The organism is Nosocomiicoccus massiliensis (assembly GCF_000438455.1).
Lineage (GTDB): Bacteria > Bacillota > Bacilli > Staphylococcales > Salinicoccaceae > Nosocomiicoccus > Nosocomiicoccus massiliensis.
On the sequence record NZ_CAVG010000064.1, the window covers coordinates 1 to 25,553 of the forward strand.

A 25,553-nucleotide genomic window follows, 5' to 3' on the forward strand; every position below is an offset into this window, starting at 1 on the left:
TTATATTAAAAAATATTATGCTTATTGAAATACTGTTAAATATAAAATACCTGCAATAAACATTATCACCGCAAAAATTATCAGTACTTTTGCGAGCTTATACATATCAAAATTATCCATATTTAGCACCTACTTCATCGTCACAATCGTTACGCCAAATCCACCTTCTGACGGTAATCCTTGTCTAAACGATTTTACTTTACTATGTCTTCTAAGTGTTTTTTCAACCGCTTCTTTAAGAGCACCAGTCCCTTTACCGTGGATGATTTCAACTTCATTTAAATTCGATAACACGACTTGGTCTAAATAACGGTCGAGTCTAATGACTGCATCTTCATATCGCTCTCCGCGTAGGTCGAGCTTATTTGACACACTTTGTCGACGTACTTTTCTAGAAATAACTGGCTTAACCTTTTTCTCTTTACGTTTTTTAAGTTCGTTACGTGGTATTTTCATTTTGATAATACCCATTTGAACAGTGATCTCGTCACCATCGACTTCGATGACATCACCTTTTTGTCCGTACGATAAAACATCGACTGAATCTCCGACATGGAGTTCAGTATTTTCCTCTGAAGTAAACTCTTTTTTAATATCTTTTTCATAATAGCTATCTGTTAATGCCTTTTTAGCTTCGATAAGTTTATGTGATTCGATATTGTCAACGCCAAGCGATTTCATGAGCTCTAGCTCTTCAATAATCTCAGATGCTTTTCTTTCTGCATCTTTAATGATGGTATTCGCTTTATCTTCGGCCGCTTCAATGAGTCGAGTTTTCTGATATTCGTAGTCTGTCATAAATCCGTTTAACGTTTTATGAATATTTTTAGTTTCTTTTAATAGCTGATACGTTTCTTCTTCATGGATTCTCGCAGATTTTGTATGATGTTCTAACGACTCGATCATTTCGTTGATTTCAAAGTTATCTCTTCCAGACAATTCTTCAGCACGACGTATGACTGAAGGATTTAACTTTAATTTTTCTGAGATTTTAAATGCGTTTGACTTACCTGGGATACCAATCATTAATCGATATGTTGGAGATAATGTATCGACATCGAATTCCATCGACGCATTAATCACGTCGTCACGACTATATGAAAACGACTTTAACTCTTTATAGTGAGTAGTTGCTATCGTTTTAATTTCTTTATCAAGTAAAAACTCTAATATACTTATTGCGAGCGCGGCCCCTTCTTCTGGGTCGGTTCCTGCACCGAGCTCGTCTAAAATAACTAAACTGTCTTTTGTCGCAACGTCTAATATATGTCTAATATTCGTTAAATGACTTGAAAACGTCGATAACGATTGCTCGATAGACTGCTCGTCACCAATATCTGCGTAAATACTATCAAATACTGGGAGTCTTGAGCCGTCCAATGCTGGAATTGGGATCCCACTTTGAGCGAGCGCTGCACATAAACCAATCGTTTTAATCGTAACAGTTTTACCACCGGTGTTTGGCCCCGTAATAATTACTGACAAATCACCGATATGAATATCGTTTTTAACAACTTCATCGATATCAATCAGTGGATGATACGCCTTTGTTAAATGGAGTTCTTCATCTTCACTTATAATTGGGATTGTACCGTTTATAGCATTACCGTATTTTGCTTTCGCGTGCACGAGATCTAAATGATGAAGAATATCATCGATAAGAATTAAAGCTTCTGCTTCTAATACAACTCTCTCAGTAAGTTCAATTAATATCTTTTCTACTTCAACATTTTCTTGTTCACGTAGTCTCGCAATTTTATTTGATAATTCGACGATAGCCATCGGTTCAATGTACACTGTTTGACCTGTCGCACTAACGTCGTGGACGATACCACGCACAGAGCTTTGAGAGTCTGCTTTAACTGGAAGTACAAAACGATTATTACGCATCGTAATAATTGAGTCACTTAAATGCTTGCTCGATTTTCTTAAAATGTCGTTTAAGCGCGTACGAATTGAACTTTCTTCACGCGTAATTTGTCTACGTATTTTTAATAATTCGTTTGAAGCGTGATCTAATACGCCACTTTCATCGATAGTACTTGTAATTTCTTTATAGAGTGCTTTATCTTCAGGGAGTTGTGACGTGTAACGTTCAATTGACTCTAGGTCGATTTCGTTTTCTTTAAATGATTCGATCACACGAATCAACGTATCTTTACGATATAAATTACTTTTAATTTTTAAAAATTCATCGACTGTTAATACACTACCAATTTGAGCGCGTTTGACATAGCCTTTCATGTCTGAAATACCTGCCATCTCTAAATGTTGATGGCGTAAAATTGTTAAAATATCATCTGTTTCCGCAAGGTTTTCTTTAACTTCTATTACAGACGTTTCAAATAACTTAGGAGATATTTTACTTTTCGTTTTTTCACTCATTGCATACGATTTTACTCGCTCTAAAATTTTGTTAAATTCTAGAGCGCGTATTGTACGTTCATTCATTTATTATCACTTACCATCTTCTATAAATTGTTTAAATGCTTGTCTAGATAACGTATTGATTACGTTTTTCTTATTAACCTGTCCTTTTTGAAGCGTTGCGATACCGTATTCCATAAACGCTAAATGGTCGATATGATGCGCGTCTGTATTTACTGTTAACATGATGTCTTTTCCATAAATAGCGTCACTAGATAAATCTAAACGATTCGGATTCGCATTCACCTCTAAAACAGTACGCGTATCTTTTGCGATTTGTAACAACTCTTCCATATTAACATTGTAGCCGTCACGTCTACCAATTAATCGACCTGTTGGATGTGCGATATGTCTGACATATGGATTATGCATTGCACATTTTAGACGGTGCATAATTTCCTCTTCAGTCTGATTAAAGTTAGAGTGAATGCTCGCAATGACATAATCGAGAGATTTTAATATATCATCTGAATAATCGAGTGTTCCGTCGCTAAGAATATCCATTTCAGTACCTGCATAGACGTCAATTTCATCATATTCTTCGTTAATTTTACGTATTTCTTCGATTTGTTTTAGTAAACGCTCTTCACTTAACCCATTAGCAACAGGTAAGCTTTTTGAGTGATCTGTAATGACGATATACTCGTACCCACGCTCTATACACGCTTCGACCATCTCACGTATACTATATGCACCATCACTATACGTCGTATGCATATGAATATCTCCCTTAATATCATCGAGTGTTATAATCTCATTCATATTAACGTCTACTTCAGAACCTGTTTCACGCATTGCTGGCGGGATATATGGTAAATCAAAGTGTTTATAAAACTCCTCTTCACTATCAAACGTTAAAATTTTACCGTCACTTTCGACGCCGTATTCGTTAATTTTTTCGTTACGTGATTTAGCGATTTGTCTCATTCTCACATTGTGATCTTTACTCCCTGTAAAGTGCTGTAACGTAGAGTAATATTCGTCTCCTTGAACGAGTCTAAAATCTACCTGAATATTGACTAAACCTTCCGTATATTGAATCGAAACCTTTTTATCGCCTTTAGCGATAAACGACTTAAAAAATGATGCGTCTTCAATGTCTTTTATGAATGCATGACTGTCACTTAACTGAACGATAAAATCAATATCCCCACTTGTTTCTTTGAACCTTCTTGCACTACCTGCGATGTCAAAGCGTTCGACATAATTTAATGACGATAAAAAACTTTCGATGTTCTTTTGTATCGTCATGACTGTAGATATTGGATGACGCTTAACATCACTTAACGAAATCAGACCATTTAATATATTTTCTTCGGTCTTTTTACCAAACCCAGGAAGTTGCTCTAGTTTTCCGTCGCGTAAAAACTGTTCGAAGTCATCTAAATTGTCGATACCTGTCTCTTCATAAATCTTTGCGACACGTTTTGCACCGAGCCCTGGAATTTTTGTCATATATGTTAACCCGACAGGTGTACGTTCTTTTAATTCGTTTAACACTGTACTTTGATTCTTCTCTAAATATTCTTCGATTACTTCTTTTGTCGATTTACCAATACCTTTTATCCCGTCGAAAGACTCAATTTCAGAAAGTGCGCGCGGATCTTTTTCAAGCGCTGCTGCTGCTTTTCTATATGCAGAAACTTTAAATGAGTTTTCTAAATTTAATTCTAAATACGTTGCAATTTCTTCGAGCATACGTATAATATCTCTTTTTGTCATCTGTATTCCTCCATAAAAAATAGGGCCACTCTGGCCCTACTATAAGCTATATTTGTGACCAGTCTTTTAACTTGCCAGAAATAAATAACGTATGGTCGATTATAAACGTCGCTAAACTCGAGTTACCGACCATTTGTTGTAGTGTTGTTGATGGAACTGTACCAATGAAAAATAAAACGATCGCTAAAATGTACAGACATTCAATGATTCCTAACACTGTTCCAACAATTTTACTCGTTTTTCTATCAAAAATAATTTGATTGATGTAGTCAAATACACTAATCACAATCTGAATTATAATTTTTGACACGATAAAAATAATTAAAAACGCAGAAATATAATAATATGCTTGTTCTAAATTCGCAATATCATCAAAGACGATATTGTTTACTTCAGAAACGCTAGATGGGTACGGCATAATTAGATCGAGTCGGTCTCCGAGCTGTTTATAATTGAGTCGCGCAATAATAATGGCTGATAACGTACCGAAGAAATGTAAAAACTGAAGGATGCCTCCACGTCTATACCCTACGATTCCACCTATTACGATGAGTATAATAATTAAAATTGTCATAGACTATTCCTTTGACTCTTTTAATTGCTTTAAGACGTCTTCATACTTTTCTTCGAGTTGTAAGTAATCATCCATTAAGTTTACACACGTTAACACTGCTTTACGATGTAAATCTAAACCAGCATTCATACGTGCAACTTCACTTATTTTTTCATCGACCGCTTCAGCAACTCGCTCTAAATATTCTCTATCATTTGCACCGACTAACGTATATTCATTATTGTAAATTTTAACAGATACTCTATTCTTTTTATTTTCCATAGTACTCTCTCTTTTTCATCAATAATTCATTTAAATTTATTTTAATTATACTGAAGGATGTGCGTATTCACAACAAATCTAATTAAATCATTGAAAAAAGAGGCAAATATGCCTCTTTATTATTCACGAATCGTAAATCCTTCTGCTTCTAACTTTTCAATAATTGGATCATGCGCTTCTTTTACATCACTGTCTTTTAAAGTGTCTTCTTTATTGAGATAAATTAAATGTAATCCGATCGACTTTTTATCGTCGTCAATATGTTCGCCTTCGTACACATCAAATGGATATACATCGACTAAATAATTCGGACGTAACGACCAGATTAAATCGATAATCGATTGAGATGTAACCTCTCTCGGCACTTCTAGTGCGATATCTCGAGAAATCGATGGGAATTTAACGATTGGTTCGTATTGAATTGATGCACTATTGTCTAAAATATATGCGAGATCAATTTCAGCGACTGTCGTTTGTCCTAAGTCATGCGCTTTACGATATGTCGGATGAAGCTCACCGATGACTCCAACATTTACATCGTCTAAGAAAATGTGAGCACTGCGACCTGGATGTAGTTCCTCGTAGTCTTGCGTCGCTTCAAATCGTACAGAACTTAATAAATTAAACTCTGTAAAAATTGCTTCGACAATTCCTTTAACGTGATAGAAGTCCGGTTCGTGTGTTGTATTTAACCATTTCGTGTCATTTACTTTACCAGTCGATAAAATTGCTAATTTTTGAATCTCATCTGGTAACTCTGTTTGACCATTTGTTTTAAATACATTTCCAATTTCAAAAATTTCAACACGTTCTTGCATACGGTTCATATTATATGTCGCGTTATTGACGAGGTGTGGGATAAGACTCGTTCTTAACACCGCATGCATTTCACTCATCGGCATGCTGAGTTTTAACCCTTCTTTTAACGGTGTAAATAAACCGATATTTTCTTCACTCGTTAATGCGTAGTTAATCGTCTGACTATAGCCATTTGACATTAACAGTTCACGCATACTTCTCGTTTTCACTTGCGCGTCAGTTAATTGACCCGGCGTGATTTTACTATATTTCGGTAATGTTGAAGGGATATTATCATAACCGTAAATACGTGCAACTTCTTCAGAAATATCTTCTTTAATTTTTAAATCGTCTCTTCTAGATGGGATATAACACGTTAACTCTTTCTCACCTTCGACTTTAATTCCAAGTCGGTTTAAAATTTCTTTAACCTCATCAGAACTTAGAGATAATCCAAGTCTTTGATTTAAAAAGTCGACAGAAGTCTCAATTGTCGTATCGTCTAAATTTAACTGTCCATCAGATATAATTTTTTCCTCTACCGTTCCGCCTGCGTACTTTTCAAGTAAATGTGCTGCACGGTTTAATGCTTTTAATGCAAACACGTGCGATACGCCTTTTTCAAAACGTTGTGATGCCTCACTACGTAGGTTTAATCTCGATGACGTTTTACGGACATTGACCGGATCAAATAGCGCAGATTCAATAACAACATTTTTCGTGTCATCTTTAACTTCAGAGAAGTCTCCACCCATTACGCCTGCGAGTGCAACTGGCTCTTTACCGTTCGTAATGACGATATCTGACTCTAACAGTTCTCGTTCTTTTCCGTCTAGAGTCGTCATTTTCTCGCCGTCTTTAGCATAACGCGTGACAATTTCTGTACTACCAATTTTATCGTAATCAAACATATGAATCGGTTGACCAAATTCTAATAATACGTAGTTAGAAATATCAACAACGTTATTAATCGGGCGAATTCCAGACTTAATTAAACGCATCTGCATCCATAACGGACTCGGCTGAATGACAACATCTCTAACGATGCGTGCACCGTAATACGGAACGCTTTCTTTATCTTCAATCGTTACAGATAATTTTGAAGCTGACTCGTCTTCTTTAAACGTCTGATCCGGTTCTGTCACTTCTCCACCAAATAATGCACGCGCTTCATACGCACTTCCTATCATTGATAACGCATCTTTACGGTTTGGTGTAAGATCATACTCTAAGACGTAGTCATTTAAGTAAAGTGCTTCTAACGCATCTTGTCCGACTGTCACATCTTCATTCTCACTAAAGATGAAAATACCATCTTCATATTTTTTAGGTGTTAAATCTTTTTCTATACCTAGCTCTTCTAAACTACAAATCATACCGTGAGATTCTACACCACGTAATTTTGCTTTACGGAGTTTAAGTCCTGGAATTGTGCCACCAACTTTTGCGACGATGACGTAAACGCCTGCTTTAATATTTGGTGCACCACATACAATTTGTACCGTTTCGTTCCCGATATTTACTTTCGTGACGTTTAATCGGTCAGCATCAGGATGCTGCACGCATTCTTCTACGTAACCGACGACAACATCTTTCACTTCTTCTCTATAATCGATAATGTCATCGACTTCAATACCGCTTCTAGTAATCTTTTCACTTAACTCGTGTTTTGAAACTTCTAGCGGGATAAACTGATCTAACCATTCTTTAGATACTCTCATGTTTAACCCCTCTTTCTTCAATATATTTAAACTGTTCTAAGAATCGTAAGTCGTTTGTATATAAATGACGGATATCTTCCACACCGTAATATAACATCGCCATACGGTCTGGTCCCATACCAAAAGCAAATCCGCTATATTCATTGCTATCAAATCCGGCCATCTCTAATACGTTCGGATGTACCATACCAGCACCTAAAATTTCAATCCATCCAGATTGTTTACAAACGTTACATCCTTTACCTCCACATTTAAAGCACGATACGTCAACTTCAACACTTGGCTCAGTAAATGGGAAGTAACTTGGACGTAAACGAATTTCACGGTCTTGACCAAAAATCTCTTTTAAGAATAATTCGAGTGTCCCTTTTAAATCCGCAAGAGAAATGTTTTTGTCGACAACTAGTCCTTCAATTTGAGTAAATTGATGAGAATGTGTCGCGTCATCACTATCTCGGCGATACACTTTACCAGGACAAATAATTTTAATAGGTCCTTTACCTTTAGCTGCGTTTAATACGCGTGCTTGTACAGGTGACGTATGTGTTCGCAGTAGTGTTTCGTTAGAAATATAAAACGAATCTTGCATGTCACGAGCTGGGTGTGATTTTGGTAAGTTTAAAGCTTCGAAGTTATAGTAATCACTTTCTACTTCATAACCTTCATACACTTCATAACCGAGACCGACAAAAATATCTTCGATACCGTCAATAATATGTTGAAGCGGATGTTTCCCACCGATTGGACGTTGTCTTCCTGGTAACGTGACATCAATCGTTTCATTTTCTAATTTTTTCTTTAGTAAACGTGCTTCAAGCTCTTCGATACCTTGTTCTAATTTTTGTTGAATTGATTGACGTAGCGCATTGACGCTTTGTCCGAATTCCTTTTTCTCTTCATTTGGAATGTCTTTCATATGTTGCATTAACGTCGTGACAGTTCCTTTTTTACCTAAAAATTTAACGCGTAAATCGTCGAGTTGTTTACGATCCGCGGCATCTTCAAATAGCGATTCAAATTTTTCTTTAATCGCTTGCATATCGATGTCTTTATAACTCAATACTTTCACCTCATTTATTTTTTCACATAAAAAAACTCCATCCTATAACAATAGGACGGAGTTCCGTGGTACCACCTAAATTCCTGTTAAACAGGCGCTCTCATTTGATAAGGAAATGACCCTTTAACTTCATCTGTTAGGTGAACCCTGACTATAGTATGAGAATACTTCCACCAATCGTATTCACTCTCTGGTCATACTAACATTGTCATTTATGCCTACTTCGTTTGAAGTTGTTATTCGATTGACTTAATTATACATTATTTTTTAAAAACTTTAAAGACTATACTGGTGCATTAATATACCACCAGCAACGGCGACATTTAAACTTTCAGCGTCACCTGGCATATCAATTTTCACTTTATAATTCGCAGCTGCAAGTACTTCTTGGCTAACACCATGACCTTCGTTACCTAAAACAATCATTACTTTTTCATCTGTGATTTTATCTGTAAGTGATTGTCCTGAAAGATCTGTCGTAAGTATTGTCCCATTAAAATTTTGCATCACTTCAATCAGTTCTACGTCTTCAAGTGAGATGTGAAAATGGCTGCCTTGACTACTTCTTAGTACTTTATCGCTATACGGATCAACTGTGTTTTTACCGATTAAAATACGTTTAAAATTAAAGGCATCGGCTGTACGAATCAAAGTACCGAGATTGCCAGGATCTTGTATACCGTCAATTGCAAGGACTCGATCACTTTCAATACTTTTTGTTTCCATACGAACGACTGCGATAATACCCGGCGGTGTCACGAGTGTCGATAGTGACGACATCACGTCTTTTGTGACAACAGTCGTTTTTAAATCAAAGTTATACGTATCCGTTTCAAGCACGAAAATCTCTTCAATATGTGCACCAAACTGAATCGCTTCTTCGATTAAGTGTTCGCCTTCAATTAAAAATTGTTGTGCCTTTGTACGTCCTTTTTTAGTTAATAGTTTACGTATTTCTTTGATACGCTTATTATCTTTAGACGTAATTACCATTTGATATTGTCAACGACGTCGTCATTTAATGATTTTACGATTTCAACGACAAGTTTTACTGCATTTTTAAAGTCTTCACGGTGCATGATGCTTACGTTTGAGTGCATGTATCTTAAAGGTACACCGATCGCAAGTGATGGTACGCCGTCGTGAACTGTATGGAAACGTCCAGCGTCTGTTCCACCACCAGGGATAGCTTGAAGTTGTACGTCGATTCCTTTTTCTTTCGCGAGCTTTTGAACGTGTTTTCTAAATCCGACGTGTCCAATATTTGTCGCATCTAACATGACGAGTAATGGTCCGTCTCCAAGCACTCCAACACCGTCGCTCGTTTGAAGTCCTGGAGTGTCTGTTGCGATACCAACGTCAATCGCAATCGCAAGGTCCGGATTTACTTTATGTGCAGCAGTTTGTGCACCACGTAGTCCGACTTCTTCTTGAACTGTTGCTCCACTCACTAAGTTAACGTCAATTTCTTGATCATTTAACTCGTTTAACACTTCAACCGCAAGTGCACAACCGAATCTGTTGTCAAACGCTTTTGCTAAAACGTAATCTTTGTTTGCCATTTCTGTAAATTCAGTATAAGGCACAATCATGTCTCCAGGTTTAACCCCGAGAGATTCTGCTTCTTCTTTATCTTTTACACCGATATCTAAATACATATCTTTAATATCGACTGTTTTCTTACGTGCTTCAGGCGATAACATATGTGGAGGTGTAGAACCAACAACACCAATATACTCGCCGTCGTCTGTCACGAGAGTCATTTTTTGAGATAAAATAACTTGACTCCACCAGCCACCGATCGGTGTAAATTTAATAAAACCTTTGTCGTCAATTTGTGTGACCATAAATCCGATCTCGTCTAAGTGACCACCAATTAAAATCGTTCGTGATCCATTCCCCTTTTTCTTACCGAAAATACTACCTAAGTTGTCTTCAATGAGTTCATCAGAAACAGGTGTTAAATATTCTTTCATTAATTTTTTTTACGTCATATTCAAAACCAGAAATTCCATTGACATCTGTTAGAGATTTTAATAATTCTAATTGTTTATCCATATGTATCCCCTTTCTTTTATAATCATTATTTTAGCACATTTAAAGAGAGTTGAAGTAAATAAAAAATCCACATTGATTGCTCAATGTGGATGATAGATATTATTTTAAAGCGTCTTTTGCTGTGTTTACTAATTGTTCGAATGCTTTTTCATCGTTAATTGCGATTTCAGAAAGCATTTTACGGTTCATTTCGATACCAGCAAGTTTAAGACCGTTCATTAAACGGCTGTAGCTGATGTCGTGTTGACGCGCTGCAGCGTTAATACGTGCGATCCATAATTTACGGAATTCACGCTTTCTATTTTTACGGTCACGGTATGCATATTGACCTGATTTGATTACTTGTTGCTTCGCAACTCTATATAAATTTCCTTTAGCACCGAAGTAGCCTTTTGATTGTTTTAATAATTTTTTACGTCTTTTACGAGTAGTTACTCCTCTTTTAACACGAGCCATTGTTGTTCCTCCTTAAAAAATTACTTACCAGCTTTAGCTAATAAATGTTTTAATCTTCTTGCGTCTGACTTAGCAACTAATGCTGGTTGACGAAGTTTACGTTTTTGTTTTTTAGTTTTGTTTGCCATTAAGTGGCTAGTAAACGCTTGTGAACGTTTAAACTTACCTGATGCAGTTTTCTTAACACGTTTTTTGTAACCTTTATGAGTTTTCATTTTAGGCATAATAAATTTCCTCCAAAATCAAGTATTATTTTTCTTTTTTAGGAGCTAAGACTAAGAACATCGAACGACCTTCCATTTTAGGACGGACTTCTAAATCTCCTTCTTCTTTTAGCGCCTCTGCAAACTTAACGAGAACATCTCTACCGATGTCTTTATGAGTAATTGCACGTCCTCTAAAACGAATAGAAGCTTTTACTTTATCACCTTTAGATAAGAACTTCTTCGCTTGGTTAGCTTTCGTATTAAAGTCATGCTCCTCAATAGTCGGAGATAGACGAATCTCTTTAACGTTGATCACACGTTGTTTTTTACGTGCTTCTCTTTCTTTTCTCTGTTGTTCATATTTGTACTTACCATAGTCCATAATACGAGCAACAGGTGGTTTTGCATTTGGAGCAACTAAAACAACATCAAGATCTACTCTTTCTGCCATTTCAAGTGCTTCTTGCTTAGATTTAATACCGAGCTGTTCGCCATTTTGGCTGATTAATCGAACTTCTTTTGCACGAATACGATTATTAATAATTGCTTGGTCTTTTGCTATTGTTGACACCTCCAAAAATTTAACGAACAAAAAAGAGCGAGTGCATAGCTGCACCCGCTCACTGAAAAGACACTAATAGTGCCCATTCCCGAAAACCCGTTTACCGTTGGCTTAGGGTGTGAAGCGGGAGCTTCAACTTGTCCGTTCAATTCAACTCTTATAACTATACAGTAGTTATATATAAATGTCAAACATATTTATATATTAAATTTCGCCTTCACTGCTTTTTTCTTGAGTTCACGTAAAAACTCTTCTTTTTCTTTTGGTGACACTTTTACGTTATCATACACTCCACCAATATAATCAATTTGTATCGCATCTTCACTTTTTGCTGCTTTGTTTCCACCGACGATAATATCGCTCGTCGGCGAAACGTTTGTGATCGCATCGTAAAAGATTTTCGACTTTTTAAAACCGTTATATATGATTAACTGATGATTTGTAAACGTATATTTCACCGGCTTAAACGTATTCACAAGTACGATGATGATAATGAGTATAATTGATACTGATATTCGACTTGGTGGAATATCTCTTAAATACCCGATCAAAACAATGATGATTGTCGGTATAAGAAGTAATAGCAAGTTATACCTTATAAATTTAATCCCGTATTTAGAATAATAGGTCATACTCTCACCTACCTATTATTTTTTAAGTCGAATTTCATCGACGAGTTTATATAAGAACTCTTCTTTTTCGTAACTATTTTGCTCAGTTTCACCGTATTTACGCACGTTTACTTCTTGTGCTTCAACTTCTTTATCCCCTACGACGACTTGGTATGGTACTTTTCGAGTTTGTGCATCTCTAATTTTATACCCCATTTTTTCATCGCGTGTATCGATATCTGCACGGATACCATATGATTTCATTTCATCTAAAATTTCACGTGCATAATCGTAGTGTAAGTCTAAGTTTACTGGAATAATTTGTACTTGCTCTGGTGCGAGCCATAATGGGAATGCACCTTTATATTCTTCAATTAAGAATGCAACAAATCGTTCCATCGTACCAACAACACCACGGTGAATAACGACTGGACGATGGTTTTGTCCGTCTTCACCGATATATGTTAAATCAAAGCGTTCAGGCAGTAGGAAGTCTAATTGTACTGTTGATAATGTTTCTTCAATTCCTGAAGCCGTTTTTACTTGAACGTCAATTTTCGGTCCGTAGAATGCCGCTTCATCGAGTGCTTCTACGTACTCAAGATCTAATTCATCTGCCGCTTCTTTTAACATTCTCTCTGCAGTGTTCCACATGTTATCATCATCGAAATACTTATCTGTATTTTCTGGATCACGGTAACTTAAGCGGAATGAGTAGTTTTCAATTTTAAAATCTTTGTATACTTCTTCGATTAAGTGAAGTACTCGTTTAATTTCTTCTTTAATTTGATCTGGACGAACGAATACGTGCGCATCATTTAATACCATTCCACGTACACGTTGTAATCCTGAAACTGCTCCAGATGCTTCATAGCGGTGCATCATTCCTAATTCTGCGATACGAATTGGAAGTTCACGGTATGAGTGTCTTTCATTTTTATAGATCATCATATGATGTGGACAGTTCATCGGACGAAGAACGAGTTCTTCGTTACCAATTTTCATAACAGGGAACATGTCGTCTTGATAATGATCCCAGTGTCCACTCGTTTTATATAAATCACTGTTTGCTAAAATTGGAGTATAAACGTGGTCATACCCAAGTGCTACTTCTTTGTCGACGATATAACGTTCGATTTCACGGCGAATTGTCGCACCATTTGGTAGCCAAAACGGTAAACCTGCACCGACGAGTTGAGACGTATCAAAGATTTTCATCTCACGACCGATTCGTCTATGATCACGTTCTTTTCTTTCTTCTAACATTTTTAAATGCTCTTCAAGATCTTTCTTTTTAAAGAACGCAGTTCCGTAAATACGTTGTAACATCTTATTATCAGAATCTCCGCGCCAATATGCACCAGCGATTGATAATAATTTATATTCTTTAATTTTTGATGTTCTCGGTACGTGTACACCACGACATAAGTCTGTGAAGTCGTCTTGAGTGTATACAGTGACGAACTCGTCTTCAGGAATCGCGTCGATTAATTCTAATTTATATTCATCGTGCTTAAATAATTCTTTTGCTTCTTCACGTGATAATACACGGCGCTCGATTGGAATGTTTTCATCGATAATCTGTTTCATTTCACGCTCAATTTTAGGGAAGTCTTCGTTAGATAATTTCTCATCCATATCAAAGTCATAGTAGAACCCTTCTTCGATGACTGGTCCGACACCAAACTTCACATCTTTATAAAGACGAGTTAATGCATGCGCAAGTAAGTGTGCTGTCGAGTGACGCATAACTTCTAAACCTTCTTCAGATTTATCTGTGAATAGTTCAATTTCTGCATCTTCAACGATTGGACGTACGAGATCATACATTTCTCCGTTTACGCGTGCTGCGACTGATGATTTTTTTAATCCCGGGCTAATTGACCCAGCAATTTCTTCTGCTGTAATACCACTATCAAATTGTTTTTCACTTCCATCTGGAAACTTAATGTTTACTTTAACATCTGACATAGTAATTCCTCCAAAAATTTAATAAAAAAAGTCGCCCCTAATAATAGGGACGACTGTAGTGCCGTGTTACCACCCTGATTCACAAGTCGACAAATAGACTTGCCTCAGAAATAGGAGATAACGCTCCTAAGCGTATAGCGATTAAGCTATCATTAATCAAGGTAGTAATTTTAATGCTTTATTATGCATTTTCACCAACCATGCACTCTCTATAAATAAATCAAAAAAATTGTGTCCTTTTAATGTTTAAAATCAATTGTTAAGCATATTATACATTACTCTGAATAAACTGCCAAGTACTAATGGCGATAATTCGGCCCAACTAATTCAACTTCATACGTCAATGCACGAATTCTTTCCACCATACGTGTTGCCTTTATTTTATCGACCGTACCATCTTTCGTTACTGCATATAAATCGACCAACTGATCAATACTATAATTTGAACTTATAAACGTCGGTCGTTTTTCTGCCATTCGACTTTGAAGTATCGGTGTCAGTACTGTATCTCTACTCCATGCGGTAATATCTTCAGCACCGAGATCGTCTAACATTAACACATCCGCTTCTTTAAGCGCACGAATTCTATCATCACTCGTATTGTCTTTAAACCCTGCACGAAGCTCTTGTAACAGTTCAGGCACATATATAATCATCGAGCTCATATTCTTTTCTTTTAACTCGTTCGCAAAACTTCCGAGGAAAAATGACTTCCCAACACCGAAGTTTCCGTGAATGTATAACCCTCTATAGTCCTTTTTACTCACAATATTGTGTACCGTTTCAATCGATTTATGGATCACTTCTTCACGGTTAGACCCTTCGATAATATCTAAGTCATCAAATTGAGCGTTCACGATATCTTGAGAGATGAAAAAGCTTTGAATTAGCTTTTGTTTTTCTTTGTACTTGTCTCTCTCGACCTTAACTTTGCACGGTGTTAAATAGTGATGGATCTCGCCATTTCGAACTTCTAAGTTAATGACATAACCGTCTGGATGAGACTTACAATGACCATTTTCATCTTGAACACATTCTGAATCTTGTTCAACATACTTTTTTATCATTAACAGTTCATCTTGAATCATCTCTCGAGTCACAGAGACACGAGAATCATTTACAAACTGTCTAAATTTTGGTGAATTGATGATCATTTCGTACGTTTCTTCATTACGTTCGTTATGTGCATTAAAAAGCGGATTGTTTTTCATCATATCGCTTAATGATTCCATTTATTTCACCTACAACTTTCTAAATCGGTCGATCGCTTCTTGAATCGATGTCGATTGTTTTTTTGTTACTTTTTTATTATGCATTGTCTGATCTGAACTTTGTTTCTTTTGCTCGTTAAACCATTTCGGTTCGACAATTTGTCGTTTCACTCGATAGTTACTTTTCTTTTTAGATTGGTTATTGTAAAAAGCTAGCGCTGCATCTTTTGCTTCTTCAGCTGTTTGGTATCCTTTACTTTCCCAATCTCTTGCAATTGTAAATACATAATTGTCAAATAATTGTCCGTCTTTTTGCATTAACGCATACTCTAACAGTACGTTGATCACTCCGTTATTTAAATTCGTCTCGGTGACGAGTCGTGTTACGATGAGTTCATCGCTTCTTGATGGGTTGTTATTTCTTAACTGACGAATTCGCGTAACTGGACTAATACGGTCAAGCGACGTAAAGTAATCTTCATTTGTAGGTGTGTCTTCTGGTTGTACTTTTTCATCTTCTTTTTCATGTCGATAATAATCGAGTGCTGCACGTCTTAAAACATTTAAATCGATACCTTTTGATTTGTCTGTTGATTTTACGATGATCTTTTTCATTTCATATGCATTTAGATCAAAAAGCTCTGAGAGCTTGACGATATTTTCTCTCACAGACTGTGTAAAGAATTTCCGGTCTACAAACGTTCCTCTTAAATGGGTAAATAATACTTCAAAATCGAAGTCATCCTGTTCTACATTGCTACCTGTACTATGATTTTTACCTTCGTAATGATCGTCAGGTAATTTAAACGATTCTAAAGAAATATTTGAAAATACTTCAGTAAATTTACGACTGACGTCAGTGATATTATCTGGAAGTTCTGGGTATTTCCAGTACTCTCTTTTTTTATTAAATAACTCACTACCGACTTTTGTATATAAAAACATACTCAGCATCGGATCGTTAAAAAACTCTGCTGCTGTTAGTGGTTGTTTTACTTCGTAGATGAGTTGATCGATATGTGCGTCATCATTCACATACGTTTTAACTAAGCCAACCGCTTCTAATTTTTCAAGTTCTGATGAAAACATCGATAACGTCATATTCATTTCATCGATAATTTCGCTATGCATTCTAATTTCTAGCGGTTTAAATTTTCGGCTGGAATCATGTAAATAAATATAAATAGAAACTGCAACACTACCGAGAATCGGCATATATATATCATTTAACATCGTACGGTCATGTTCAGAAATATACTGCTGGTTATGGACGATAAACTCCGTACGTGGCGTTAATGAACTACTCACCTTGTTCACCTTTTTCTAAATGCTTAAGCGCGTCCATGAGTTGGTTAATATCTGTAAACTCTCGGTACACACTCGCAAAACGAACGTATGCCACTTGATCCAGCTGCATCAATTCTTCCATAACGACTTCACCAATTTCAGTCGATGACACTTCATTTGTGTTTTTGTTTCTAAGTTTCTTTTCTACATTATCTACACACTTTTCTACTTCTTTAAAACTAATCGGTCGTTTTTCACATGATTTCATTAGACCGTCTAATAATTTATCTCTATCGAATTGTTCACGCGTATTGTCTTTTTTTATAACCATAAGAGGTGATAATTCAATACGTTCAAACGTTGTAAACCTTGCACCACAAGATTCACATTCACGTCTACGACGTATACTCGTCATATCATCTGTTTGGCGTGAATCGATGACTTTTGTGTTTTCGTGACTACATACTGGGCATCGCATCAAATCACCTAATTCTTTTTTATTAGTATAACACGATTAACTATTTATTAAATTGATTAAAAAACTCTCTATAAGAAAAGTCTTATAGAGAGTAGTTCTTTAAATTAAAGTTCTTTTGCAACACGTTCAACGAGTTCTACTGTACGCGTTGAGTAACCCCATTCGTTATCATACCAAGAAAGTACTTTAACTTGGTTGTCACCCATAACCATCGTTAAGTCAGAATCTACGATTGATGAACGTGGATCTGTGTTGAAGTCACTTGAAACAAGTGGCTCATCAGATACACCTAGGACACCTTTAAGATCTCCATTCGCAGCGTTTCTAAGTGCTTCGTTTACTTCTTCTTTCGTTACGTTTTTGTCTAACTCAACAACTAAGTCTACTAATGAAACGTTGTCAGTTGGAACGCGTAACGCCATTCCGTCTAATTTACCTTCTAATTCAGGTAATACGAGTGCAGTTGCTTTTGCTGCTCCTGTTGATGTTGGAACGATGTTTTCAGCTGCTGAACGCGCACGACGTAAGTCTTTGTGTGGGTTGTCTAAAATTCTTTGGTCTGAAGTATACGCGTGAACTGTAGTTACTAACCCTTTTTTAATGCCAAATGAGTCGTTTAACACTTTAGCTACAGGCGCTAAACAGTTTGTCGTACATGAAGCGTTTGAGAATACGTCGTATTTTTCAACGTCTAAGTCTTTATCGTTAACGCCTAATACGATTGTTTGAACGTCTCCACCTTTAGATGGACCAGTAAGTACGACTTTTTTCGCTCCTGCTGTTAAGTGTTTAGATGCTGTGTCACCGTGGTTAAATGCACCAGTTGCTTCAAATACGATGTCTACACCTAAATCTTTCCATGGTAAGTTTTCTGGGTTTCTGTCACGAGTGACTTTAATCTCTTTTCCGTCAACTACTAAAGTGTCATTGTCTTTAGCTTCAACAGTTTTTTCCCATTTACCGTGAGTTGTGTCATAGTTTAGTAAGTGCGCTAAATCTTTTGCATCATAGCTAGCGTTTACTGCTACTAAGTTTAACGTATCTGATTCATGAACGATACGAAATACTTGTCTACCAATTCTTCCTAAACCATTAATCGCTACATTTGTCATAGTCAATAATCTCTCCTAGAATTTAGTCATGTTCATTATAGCATATCAGTCATTAAGTTGTTTAATAAAATCATCAATCTGATTATATAACGCTTCTTTCGTGTCGTCATTATTAAAGACGATGTCTGCACGTTTCTTTTTTTCTTCTAAAGATAGCTGTGACGCTATACGACGTCTTGCTTCTTCTTCAGTAAAATCGTTACGCGCCATCAGACGGTCTAATTGTGTTTTTTCATCGATATAGACGACGATGACTAAATCAAACTGGTCTTCGAGTTTGTTTTCATAAAGAAGTGGAATATCTGAAAACACGTGACCAGTTTTTAAATTTTTATTTTTGTCGGCGTTCATCTCTTTTCGAATGATCGGATGGGTAATCGAGTTTAATACAGCAAGTTCATCTTTATCGTTAAATACGATATGACCTAACCTCTCACGATTTAAAGTACCGTCATCGTTTAAGATATCATTACCAAAGTGTTCGACGGTCTTTTTTAAACCTTCTGTTCCTTTATTTAAAACGTTTCTTGCATAGATATCTGCATCGAGCACGACGTATCCTTTATCTTTTAAATAATGACTAACTGTACTTTTACCGCTCGCAATACCGCCTGTAATTCCGATTGATTTGTACATATTATCACCTCTGACATGTCGTGCAGTAATACGTGTTACGCTGCCCGATTGTTTTCGTTTTTATTTCATGACCTTTCGGACAGAACTTTTGTCCGTATACTTTGAACTTTGTTTGCATACTACCGGATTCCCCACTTGTACTTCTATAATCTGAAATTGTCGATCCGCCCGCATTTAACGATAATTCAAACACTTCAACGATTCTATCAAATAATAGTTCTAATCTTTTTTTAGAAATATTTTTGACGCGTCTCGTCGGTAAAATCCCACTTCTATATAACGCTTCAGACGCATAAATATTTCCAACACCTGGGATAATTTTAGCATCCATAATAATTGCCTTAATATATGAATTGTCATAACGGTTAGATTTTAACGTTTCGACGAAATAGTTTTTAGCTGTTTCTTCAGTATATTCAGGCGCCATATTTTTAAATGGTAAAAAATCATTCAAATCACGAATCGTTCTTACTTCTCCAAACCTACGAATATCTGAGTAGACTAAAATTTGGCCATTACTTAAAAGAAATTGAACATGCCAATGTTTTTTATAATTCGCTTCAGTAATATCATCAAGAGTGTTAACGATAAAGAAACCACCACTCATGCCGAGATGACTAATCATATATCGTACGCCTTCATTATTCATAAGTTCAAAATACATATATTTACTACGACGTTTAATATTAATAATCGTTGAATTTCTTACATTTAAAAATGACTCGATTGGTTCTTTCACAATCGTCATTCGGTCGTTTTTATGTCCGTTAATGACAGTGTCTGATAATATGACGTCTTTAATCTCTAAACCGATTAAAGACGCCAAACTTCTTTTTACGAGCTCAACTTCAGGTAATTCTGGCATATCATCTACTCCATTGTGTACCAATTTGGACCGTATTCATATTCAACTTTTAATGGCACTTCCATCTCTAATGCGTGTTCCATAATATCTTTAATAAAGGCAATAAAGTCATCTACTTCACTTTTTGGAATATCAAAGACAAGTTCGTCGTGAATTTGCAGCAGTAATTCGGCGTTGAACTTATCTTTTTGGTCACTCTCATAATAATTCACCATCGCAAGCTTAATAATATCAGCTGCTGTTCCTTGAATTGGAGAGTTCATAGCGATACGTTCAGAAAAACTTCTCGCGTTAAAGTTACGTGAGTTTATATCCGGAACGTAACGTCTTCTACCGAGTAATGTCGATACGTAACCGTCACGCTTTGCGTCTTGAACGATATATTTCATATACTCTTTAACGTTTACGAACGTATCGAGATACGTATCAATAAATGCTTTCGCTTCTTTACGCGTGATCCCAAGTTGTTGAGATAATCCGTAATCAGAAATACCGTACACGATCCCGAAGTTTACCGCTTTGGCATTTGAACGCATCGTGCTCGTAACGTCACTAGATTTGACGTTATAAACGTTCGCTGCTGTTGTCGTGTGAATATCCTTGCCTTCTTTGAATGCGTCGATCATCTTTTCATCTTTAGAAATCGATGCAAGTACTCTTAACTCGATTTGTGAATAGTCGAGTGATAATAATACGTTCTCATCACTTTTTGGGACGAAGGCTTTTCTAATTTTACGCCCTTCTTCTAATCGAATTGGGATGTTTTGTAAGTTCGGTTCAACACTAGACAGACGCCCCGTTTGAGCGAGCGTTTGGTTAAATCTCGTATGAATGCGCCCGTCTTCATGAATTTGTCCTTGTAACCCTATGACATACGTCGATTGTAATTTTTGAATTTCACGATACTCCAAAATATAATCGATAATTTCATGTTGTGGACGTAACGCTTCTAATACATCCGCTGCTGTTGAGTAACCTGTCTTTGTCTTTTTAATTACGGGTAACTCTAAATGTTCAAATAAGACTACACCGAGTTGTTTCGGTGAATTGATGTTAAACTCTTCTCCAGCGATTTCATAAATTTTACTTTTTAAATGGTCAAGACGTTCTTCTAACTCTGTTTCCATTTCTTTTAACGTATTAATATCTACTGTAATTCCTTTAATTTCCATTTCGGATAACACTTTAGATAAAGGAATTTCTAATTCTTTCCATAGCGTATACATACAATCATCGTTGAGTTTTTGTTCTAAAAGTGGTAATGCATGATGGATCGCTAAAGCTTTCTTTTCTGTATAATCCTTTGTCTCTTCAATCGTTGGATTTTTCTTACTACGCCCTTTACCGTAATGAGACTCGTCGCTATCGATTTGAATGTTAAATTGTTCAACAGTTGAACTGACATCTTCAATTTTTTTACCCGGATCAAGTAAAAATGCCCCGAGCATAATATCTTCTGTAAATTGATTAAATGAAACACCTAATTGATTTAAAAATGCGATTTGTCGTTTTAAGTCATACGTGTTCACTGATTTTCTCGTCTTTAAAAACTCTTCGAGTTCGTTTTTATCTACATCTTCAACAGCTGTCACATAACTATTTTCACCATCAGTGACGACGAGTACATTCGGTTCATTTAATAAGTAATTCGCTTCTTCATTCTCTAAATATAAAGAAACATCTTTACCGAGCGTGTCTATGCGGTCGACTCGATTTGCTTCAAAAGTCGTCGTATTCTTTACAGGCGACTCATTTAAATTTTCAAGTAACGAATTGAATTCAAATTCTTTAAATACTTTTATTTTCGCATCGACGTCTTCAGGTGGAAGTTTTAAGTCGTCTAAACTAAATTCAAACGTCATATCTCTATAAATCGTTGCGAGTTCTTTAGACATAAACGCATCATCTTTAAAGTTCTCTAAATTTTCGCGCTGTTTACCTTTTAATTCTTCAATATGTTCGTAGACACCTTCGACTGAATCGTATTTCTTTAACAGTTTAATCGCGGTCTTTTCACCAATCCCAGGGACACCTGGGATATTATCAGACGTATCGCCCCATAAACCTTTCATATCAATAATTTGTTCCGGACGAAGACCGTATTCTTCTTCAATAAACTCCGGCGTACATTTATCGATTTGAGTGACACCTTTTTTCGTAAAGTAGATCGTCACGTGATCACTTGCGAGTTGAGTTAAATCACGGTCACCGGTAACGATAATCGTCTCCATGCCGTTTTCATCTGCAATTTTAGATAACGAACCAATAATATCATCCGCTTCGTAGTTCGTTTCTTCGTATCGTTTAATACCGTATGCATCAATTAATTTACGAATCGGCGCAAACTGTTCTCCTAATTCTGGTGGTGTCTTTTGACGTCCACCTTTATACTCACCATACTTTTCATGTCTAAACGTCTTTTTACCTGCGTCAAACGCAATTAAAAAGTGAGTTGGATTTTCTTCACGTATAATTTTATCTAATATTTTTTGAAAACCAAAAATTGCATTCGTATGCAGTCCACTTTGGTTACTTAAAAGCGGTAGTCCGTAAAACGCACGAAACGCTAAACTATTACCATCTATTAAAATTAACTTGTCCATAGTAAGTCTCCCTCAATTTGTTATTAGTTTCATTATACAAGTCGGATAGTTTCTTTCCAAATTAAAAAAACACGTCCGAAGACGTGTTTTTATGGATATACAATTGGAGCGTTTGGTCCAAGTGGTAATCCAAGTAGCATCCAACCGATTAGGAATAATGACCATGTGATTAAGAAGAAGATTGAGTACGGTAACATAATTGAAATTAATGTTCCGACTCCGATATCTTTTACATATTTATTGGCAAACGCGATAATGACTGCGAAGTACGTCATTAATGGTGTAATGATGTTTGTACTTGAGTCAGCGATACGGTATGCCATCGTTGTTAATTCTGGTGAGTATCCGAGTTGCATTAATATTGGAACGAATATCGGTGCCATCATCGCCCATTTAGCAGATGCACTTCCGATGAATAAGTTAATGAATGCTGTAACTAAAATGAATCCTATAATTAAAGGAATTCCTTTTAAGTTTAAGCTCTCGAGTAATTCTGCCCCGTAAACACCGATTACCATACCGATGTTACTTTCAGCGAAGTATGCAACGAATTGACCTGCAGTAAATGCAAGTACGATAATCGTACCCATCGTGTTCATCGTATCCGTTAACTGATGCGCCACGTCTTTTTCACCTTTAATCGTTTTTGTAACAAGACCATAAACGAGACCAGGGATAAAGAATAAAATCGCAATGATTGGTACTAAGCTTGACATGAACGGTGACTGGATAATCTGATCCATGTAGCTTCCTTCATCTCCACGCATTGGTGAGAATGGGAATGCAACGAGTAAAGAAACAAGTAATACTGAAACAATAATTGAAATAAATGCGTAAAGTAATCCTTTTTTCTCTAAATCGTTTAACGCATGCATATCTTCTGAATCATCTGTGTTTAAATATTTAGAGTCATACGTGCCTAGACGTGGTTCGACTATTTTATCTGAAACAAACCAACCGACTAACGTTAATACGAACACACTCGCTGCGATGAAGTAATAGTTCATCGCGACGTTCATCGTCTCAACGTACGCGGGATCAATCATTTTAGCAGCGTCCATTGAAAGTTCTGCGAGCATTGCGTCAGTTCCACTTAGTAAGAGGTTCGCACTAAACCCTGCAGATACCCCAGCAAACGCTGCAGCTAGTCCTGCGATTGGATGTCTACCAAGTGCTAAGAAAATAACTGCACCAAGTGGTGGTAACACAACGTATCCTGCGTCACTTGCGAGTGACGACATAATCCCTGCAAATACTAACCCTGCAGTAATTAAAGACTTCGGAATTGCTAAAATGAAACCACGTAACGCTGCAGAAATTAAACCAGAGCGTTCTGCGATCCCAATACCAAGCATTGTTGTAAGTACGACGCCTAATGGTGCGAAATTGATAAAGTTATCGACCATATTTTCAAAAATATATGTAATTCCGTCTTTACTTAATAAGTTATTAACCTCAATGATTTCGTTTTTGTCACCAGGATGCGCGACTGAAATTCCTATCGCAGACAAAATCGCAGAAGCGACTAATGTTAAAACTGCAAGTAGGAAAAACAAAGTCACAGGGTGTGGTAACTTATTCCCAGATTTCTCAACGAAGTCGAGAAACTTCTGGAACACGCCACCCTTTTTATTAATGTTCTCCATAAAAAATCCCCCATTAAAAGTGTATATCTGTCTATTCTGTCAGAAAACATACAATATTTCAATGGGGTTTAAGTTTATCTCATATTCAAATTATTTAATGGAACTTTCTTTTCTCGTACTCTTCTAATCCTTCATTTCTAAGAATACAAGCCGGGCACTCTCCACACCCTGATCCTTTTATACCGTTATAACATGTAAGAGTTTCATTTTTTATATAATCAAATACACCAAGCTCATCTGCCATTTCCCACACTTCACTTTTATCTTTATCCATCAGTGGCGTGTCGATTTTAATATGACAATCGAGCCCTAGATGTATCGCATGCTCTAATGCTGTAACAAAGTCACTTCTACAATCCGGATAACCACTAAAATCAGTTTCACTGACACCCGTTACAATCGTATCAGCGCCGATTTGATACGCCGCGATACTTGCGATATTGAAAAATAATATATTGCGACCTGGTACAAATGTATTCGGCACGTCACCATCAGAATTTATGTCGATATCTCTCGTTAACGCATTTTCTGTTAAATCGTTAATTAGCGACACATCGATACAAGTATTTTTTACGTTAAAATCTTTTGCGATTTTTTGAGCGATTTCAACTTCTTCAGCATGTCTTTGGTTATAGTGAAACGTAATTGTTTCTACTTCATCGTAATGTTTTAATGCGTATGCTAAACACGTTGTACTATCTTGTCCACCACTAAATACAATTAATGCTTTAGACATATTAACTTCCTATCTATTATCAACTTTTTCAGGATACATATCGTGTTCAAAAAGACGTTTTTCAGCCATCTTTTCAAACTTCGTTCCTGGTTTACCGTAGTTTGCATATGGGTCTATTGAAATTCCACCACGTGGTGTGAATTTACCCCATACTTCAATATATTTTGGATCCATTAAATCGATTAAATCCCTCATAATCGTGTTCACAGCTGCTTCATGGAAGCCACCATGATTTCTATAGCTAAATAAGTATAACTTTAAAGATTTACTCTCTACCATTTTAATATCAGGGATATAACTAATATAAATCGTTGCGAAATCTGGTTGATTCGTCATCGGACAGAGTGTCGTAAATTCTGGACAATTAAACTTCACCATATAATCCATTTCAGGATGACTATTATCAAACGTCTCTAACACACTGTTATCATACGTTATCGGATATTGAACATTTTGATTTCCGAGTAATGTTAAGTCTTTCATCGTGTCGTCTTTCATTATAATTCTCCTTTAATTATAGTCATATCAAGTATATAAAGAAAAAAATAAAAA

The 25,553-nt window shown here is 36.3% G+C and carries 22 protein-coding genes, 1 pseudogene and 1 other annotated feature; all 23 genes and pseudogenes read right to left on the reverse strand.

Annotated elements, in window-relative coordinates; all coding sequences use genetic code 11:
- Positions 1–129: 129 nt before the first annotated feature.
- The 23 genes and pseudogenes from TJ68_RS03155 to queF all read right to left on the reverse strand — a co-directional run bounded on the left by TJ68_RS03155 (position 130) and on the right by queF (position 25,499).
- Positions 130–2,451, reverse strand: coding sequence for an endonuclease MutS2 (locus TJ68_RS03155; protein ID WP_040928692.1), 2,322 nt, complete (start codon positions 2,449–2,451; stop codon positions 130–132).
- Positions 2,452–2,457: 6 nt separating this feature from the next.
- The gene (gene polX, locus TJ68_RS03160) at positions 2,458–4,149 is read right to left on the reverse strand and encodes a DNA polymerase/3'-5' exonuclease PolX (protein WP_040928693.1); all 1,692 of its coding nucleotides are present in this window, start codon (positions 4,147–4,149) and stop codon (positions 2,458–2,460) included.
- A 46-nt stretch (positions 4,150–4,195) separates the two neighbouring features.
- Positions 4,196–4,723 carry a CvpA family protein gene (locus TJ68_RS03165; protein ID WP_040928695.1) on the reverse strand — a complete coding sequence of 176 codons (528 nt, stop codon included), beginning with the start codon at positions 4,721–4,723 and terminating at the stop codon, positions 4,196–4,198.
- A 3-nt stretch (positions 4,724–4,726) separates the two neighbouring features.
- The gene (locus tag TJ68_RS03170; RefSeq protein WP_040928696.1) at positions 4,727–4,984 is read right to left on the reverse strand and encodes a cell division protein ZapA; all 258 of its coding nucleotides are present in this window, start codon (positions 4,982–4,984) and stop codon (positions 4,727–4,729) included.
- Between the two features lie 119 nt (positions 4,985–5,103).
- Positions 5,104–7,503: a phenylalanine--tRNA ligase subunit beta gene (gene pheT / locus TJ68_RS03175; protein ID WP_040928697.1), complete on the reverse strand. Its 2,400-nt coding sequence runs from the start codon at positions 7,501–7,503 to the stop codon at positions 5,104–5,106.
- Positions 7,490–8,542 (reverse strand): phenylalanine--tRNA ligase subunit alpha, encoded by a 1,053-nt coding sequence (pheS, locus tag TJ68_RS03180; RefSeq protein ID WP_052327277.1) that lies wholly within the window; start codon positions 8,540–8,542, stop codon positions 7,490–7,492. Before pheS ends, pheT begins: the two co-directional genes overlap by 14 nt.
- 297 nt (positions 8,543–8,839) lie before the next feature.
- Positions 8,840–9,556 (reverse strand): TrmH family RNA methyltransferase, encoded by a 717-nt coding sequence (locus TJ68_RS03185; RefSeq protein WP_040928699.1) that lies wholly within the window; start codon positions 9,554–9,556, stop codon positions 8,840–8,842.
- Positions 9,550–10,621, reverse strand: a pseudogene (locus TJ68_RS03190) (M42 family metallopeptidase). Before TJ68_RS03190 ends, TJ68_RS03185 begins: the two are co-directional and overlap by 7 nt.
- A 99-nt stretch (positions 10,622–10,720) precedes the next feature.
- Entirely contained in the window at positions 10,721–11,077 is a 357-nt protein-coding gene (gene rplT, locus TJ68_RS03195; protein ID WP_040928700.1) for a 50S ribosomal protein L20, read from the reverse strand.
- A 20-nt stretch (positions 11,078–11,097) separates the two neighbouring features.
- Positions 11,098–11,301, reverse strand: a complete 204-nt coding sequence (rpmI, locus tag TJ68_RS03200) for a 50S ribosomal protein L35 (protein WP_040928701.1) — start codon at positions 11,299–11,301, stop codon at positions 11,098–11,100.
- Positions 11,302–11,326: 25 nt separating this feature from the next.
- Positions 11,327–11,854, reverse strand: a complete 528-nt coding sequence (gene infC / locus TJ68_RS03205; protein WP_179853829.1) for a translation initiation factor IF-3 — start codon at positions 11,852–11,854, stop codon at positions 11,327–11,329.
- Between the two features lie 13 nt (positions 11,855–11,867).
- Positions 11,868–11,990, reverse strand: a sequence feature (ribosomal protein L20 leader region).
- Positions 11,991–12,042: 52 nt separating this feature from the next.
- Positions 12,043–12,477, reverse strand: coding sequence for a PH domain-containing protein (locus TJ68_RS03210; protein WP_040928704.1), 435 nt, complete (start codon positions 12,475–12,477; stop codon positions 12,043–12,045).
- Positions 12,478–12,492: 15 nt separating this feature from the next.
- Positions 12,493–14,427, reverse strand: a complete 1,935-nt coding sequence (thrS, locus tag TJ68_RS03215) for a threonine--tRNA ligase (RefSeq protein ID WP_040928705.1) — start codon at positions 14,425–14,427, stop codon at positions 12,493–12,495.
- Between the two features lie 299 nt (positions 14,428–14,726).
- Positions 14,727–15,659 carry a primosomal protein DnaI gene (gene dnaI, locus TJ68_RS03220; RefSeq protein ID WP_040928706.1) on the reverse strand — a complete coding sequence of 311 codons (933 nt, stop codon included), beginning with the start codon at positions 15,657–15,659 and terminating at the stop codon, positions 14,727–14,729.
- Between the two features lie 9 nt (positions 15,660–15,668).
- A complete protein-coding gene (locus TJ68_RS03225) occupies positions 15,669–16,946 on the reverse strand; it encodes a replication initiation and membrane attachment family protein (protein ID WP_040928707.1) in 1,278 nt (425 codons plus the stop codon).
- Positions 16,939–17,403: a transcriptional regulator NrdR gene (gene nrdR / locus TJ68_RS03230; protein ID WP_040928708.1), complete on the reverse strand. Its 465-nt coding sequence runs from the start codon at positions 17,401–17,403 to the stop codon at positions 16,939–16,941. The genes TJ68_RS03225 and nrdR overlap by 8 nt, the downstream gene beginning before the upstream one ends.
- Positions 17,404–17,507: 104 nt before the next feature.
- A complete protein-coding gene (gene gap / locus TJ68_RS03235; RefSeq protein WP_040928709.1) occupies positions 17,508–18,515 on the reverse strand; it encodes a type I glyceraldehyde-3-phosphate dehydrogenase in 1,008 nt (335 codons plus the stop codon).
- 45 nt (positions 18,516–18,560) lie between these two features.
- Positions 18,561–19,151 carry a dephospho-CoA kinase gene (coaE, locus tag TJ68_RS03240; RefSeq protein ID WP_040928710.1) on the reverse strand — a complete coding sequence of 197 codons (591 nt, stop codon included), beginning with the start codon at positions 19,149–19,151 and terminating at the stop codon, positions 18,561–18,563.
- A 4-nt stretch (positions 19,152–19,155) separates the two neighbouring features.
- The gene (mutM, locus tag TJ68_RS03245) at positions 19,156–20,016 is read right to left on the reverse strand and encodes a bifunctional DNA-formamidopyrimidine glycosylase/DNA-(apurinic or apyrimidinic site) lyase (protein WP_040928711.1); all 861 of its coding nucleotides are present in this window, start codon (positions 20,014–20,016) and stop codon (positions 19,156–19,158) included.
- A 5-nt stretch (positions 20,017–20,021) separates the two neighbouring features.
- Positions 20,022–22,619: a DNA polymerase I gene (gene polA, locus TJ68_RS03250; protein ID WP_040928712.1), complete on the reverse strand. Its 2,598-nt coding sequence runs from the start codon at positions 22,617–22,619 to the stop codon at positions 20,022–20,024.
- An 89-nt stretch (positions 22,620–22,708) separates the two neighbouring features.
- Positions 22,709–24,265: an AbgT family transporter gene (locus tag TJ68_RS03255; RefSeq protein ID WP_040928713.1), complete on the reverse strand. Its 1,557-nt coding sequence runs from the start codon at positions 24,263–24,265 to the stop codon at positions 22,709–22,711.
- Positions 24,266–24,359: 94 nt separating this feature from the next.
- Positions 24,360–25,001, reverse strand: coding sequence for a 7-cyano-7-deazaguanine synthase QueC (gene queC, locus TJ68_RS03260; RefSeq protein WP_040928714.1), 642 nt, complete (start codon positions 24,999–25,001; stop codon positions 24,360–24,362).
- Positions 25,002–25,010: 9 nt separating this feature from the next.
- Entirely contained in the window at positions 25,011–25,499 is a 489-nt protein-coding gene (queF, locus tag TJ68_RS03265; protein ID WP_040928715.1) for a preQ(1) synthase, read from the reverse strand.
- Positions 25,500–25,553: the final 54 nt, after the last annotated feature.

Bases quoted from the DNA above. Each gene is read 5' to 3' on its own strand.
- TJ68_RS03155 (WP_040928692.1), bottom strand. From the start codon at position 2,451: ATGAATGAACGTACAATACGCGCTCTAGAATTTAACAAAATTTTAGAG.
- polX (WP_040928693.1), bottom strand. From the start codon at position 4,149: ATGACAAAAAGAGATATTATACGTATGCTCGAAGAAATTGCAACGTAT.
- TJ68_RS03165 (WP_040928695.1), bottom strand. From the start codon at position 4,723: ATGACAATTTTAATTATTATACTCATCGTAATAGGTGGAATCGTAGGG.
- TJ68_RS03170 (WP_040928696.1), bottom strand. From the start codon at position 4,984: ATGGAAAATAAAAAGAATAGAGTATCTGTTAAAATTTACAATAATGAA.
- pheT (WP_040928697.1), bottom strand. From the start codon at position 7,503: ATGAGAGTATCTAAAGAATGGTTAGATCAGTTTATCCCGCTAGAAGTT.
- pheS (WP_052327277.1), bottom strand. From the start codon at position 8,542: ATGCAAGCGATTAAAGAAAAATTTGAATCGCTATTTGAAGATGCCGCG.
- TJ68_RS03185 (WP_040928699.1), bottom strand. From the start codon at position 9,556: ATGGTAATTACGTCTAAAGATAATAAGCGTATCAAAGAAATACGTAAA.
- rplT (WP_040928700.1), bottom strand. From the start codon at position 11,077: ATGGCTCGTGTTAAAAGAGGAGTAACTACTCGTAAAAGACGTAAAAAA.
- rpmI (WP_040928701.1), bottom strand. From the start codon at position 11,301: ATGCCTAAAATGAAAACTCATAAAGGTTACAAAAAACGTGTTAAGAAA.
- TJ68_RS03210 (WP_040928704.1), bottom strand. From the start codon at position 12,477: ATGACCTATTATTCTAAATACGGGATTAAATTTATAAGGTATAACTTG.
- thrS (WP_040928705.1), bottom strand. From the start codon at position 14,427: ATGTCAGATGTTAAAGTAAACATTAAGTTTCCAGATGGAAGTGAAAAA.
- dnaI (WP_040928706.1), bottom strand. From the start codon at position 15,659: ATGGAATCATTAAGCGATATGATGAAAAACAATCCGCTTTTTAATGCA.
- nrdR (WP_040928708.1), bottom strand. From the start codon at position 17,403: ATGCGATGCCCAGTATGTAGTCACGAAAACACAAAAGTCATCGATTCA.
- gap (WP_040928709.1), bottom strand. From the start codon at position 18,515: ATGACAAATGTAGCGATTAATGGTTTAGGAAGAATTGGTAGACAAGTA.
- coaE (WP_040928710.1), bottom strand. From the start codon at position 19,151: ATGTACAAATCAATCGGAATTACAGGCGGTATTGCGAGCGGTAAAAGT.
- mutM (WP_040928711.1), bottom strand. From the start codon at position 20,016: ATGCCAGAATTACCTGAAGTTGAGCTCGTAAAAAGAAGTTTGGCGTCT.
- polA (WP_040928712.1), bottom strand. From the start codon at position 22,619: ATGGACAAGTTAATTTTAATAGATGGTAATAGTTTAGCGTTTCGTGCG.
- TJ68_RS03255 (WP_040928713.1), bottom strand. From the start codon at position 24,265: ATGGAGAACATTAATAAAAAGGGTGGCGTGTTCCAGAAGTTTCTCGAC.
- queC (WP_040928714.1), bottom strand. From the start codon at position 25,001: ATGTCTAAAGCATTAATTGTATTTAGTGGTGGACAAGATAGTACAACG.
- queF (WP_040928715.1), bottom strand. From the start codon at position 25,499: ATGAAAGACGACACGATGAAAGACTTAACATTACTCGGAAATCAAAAT.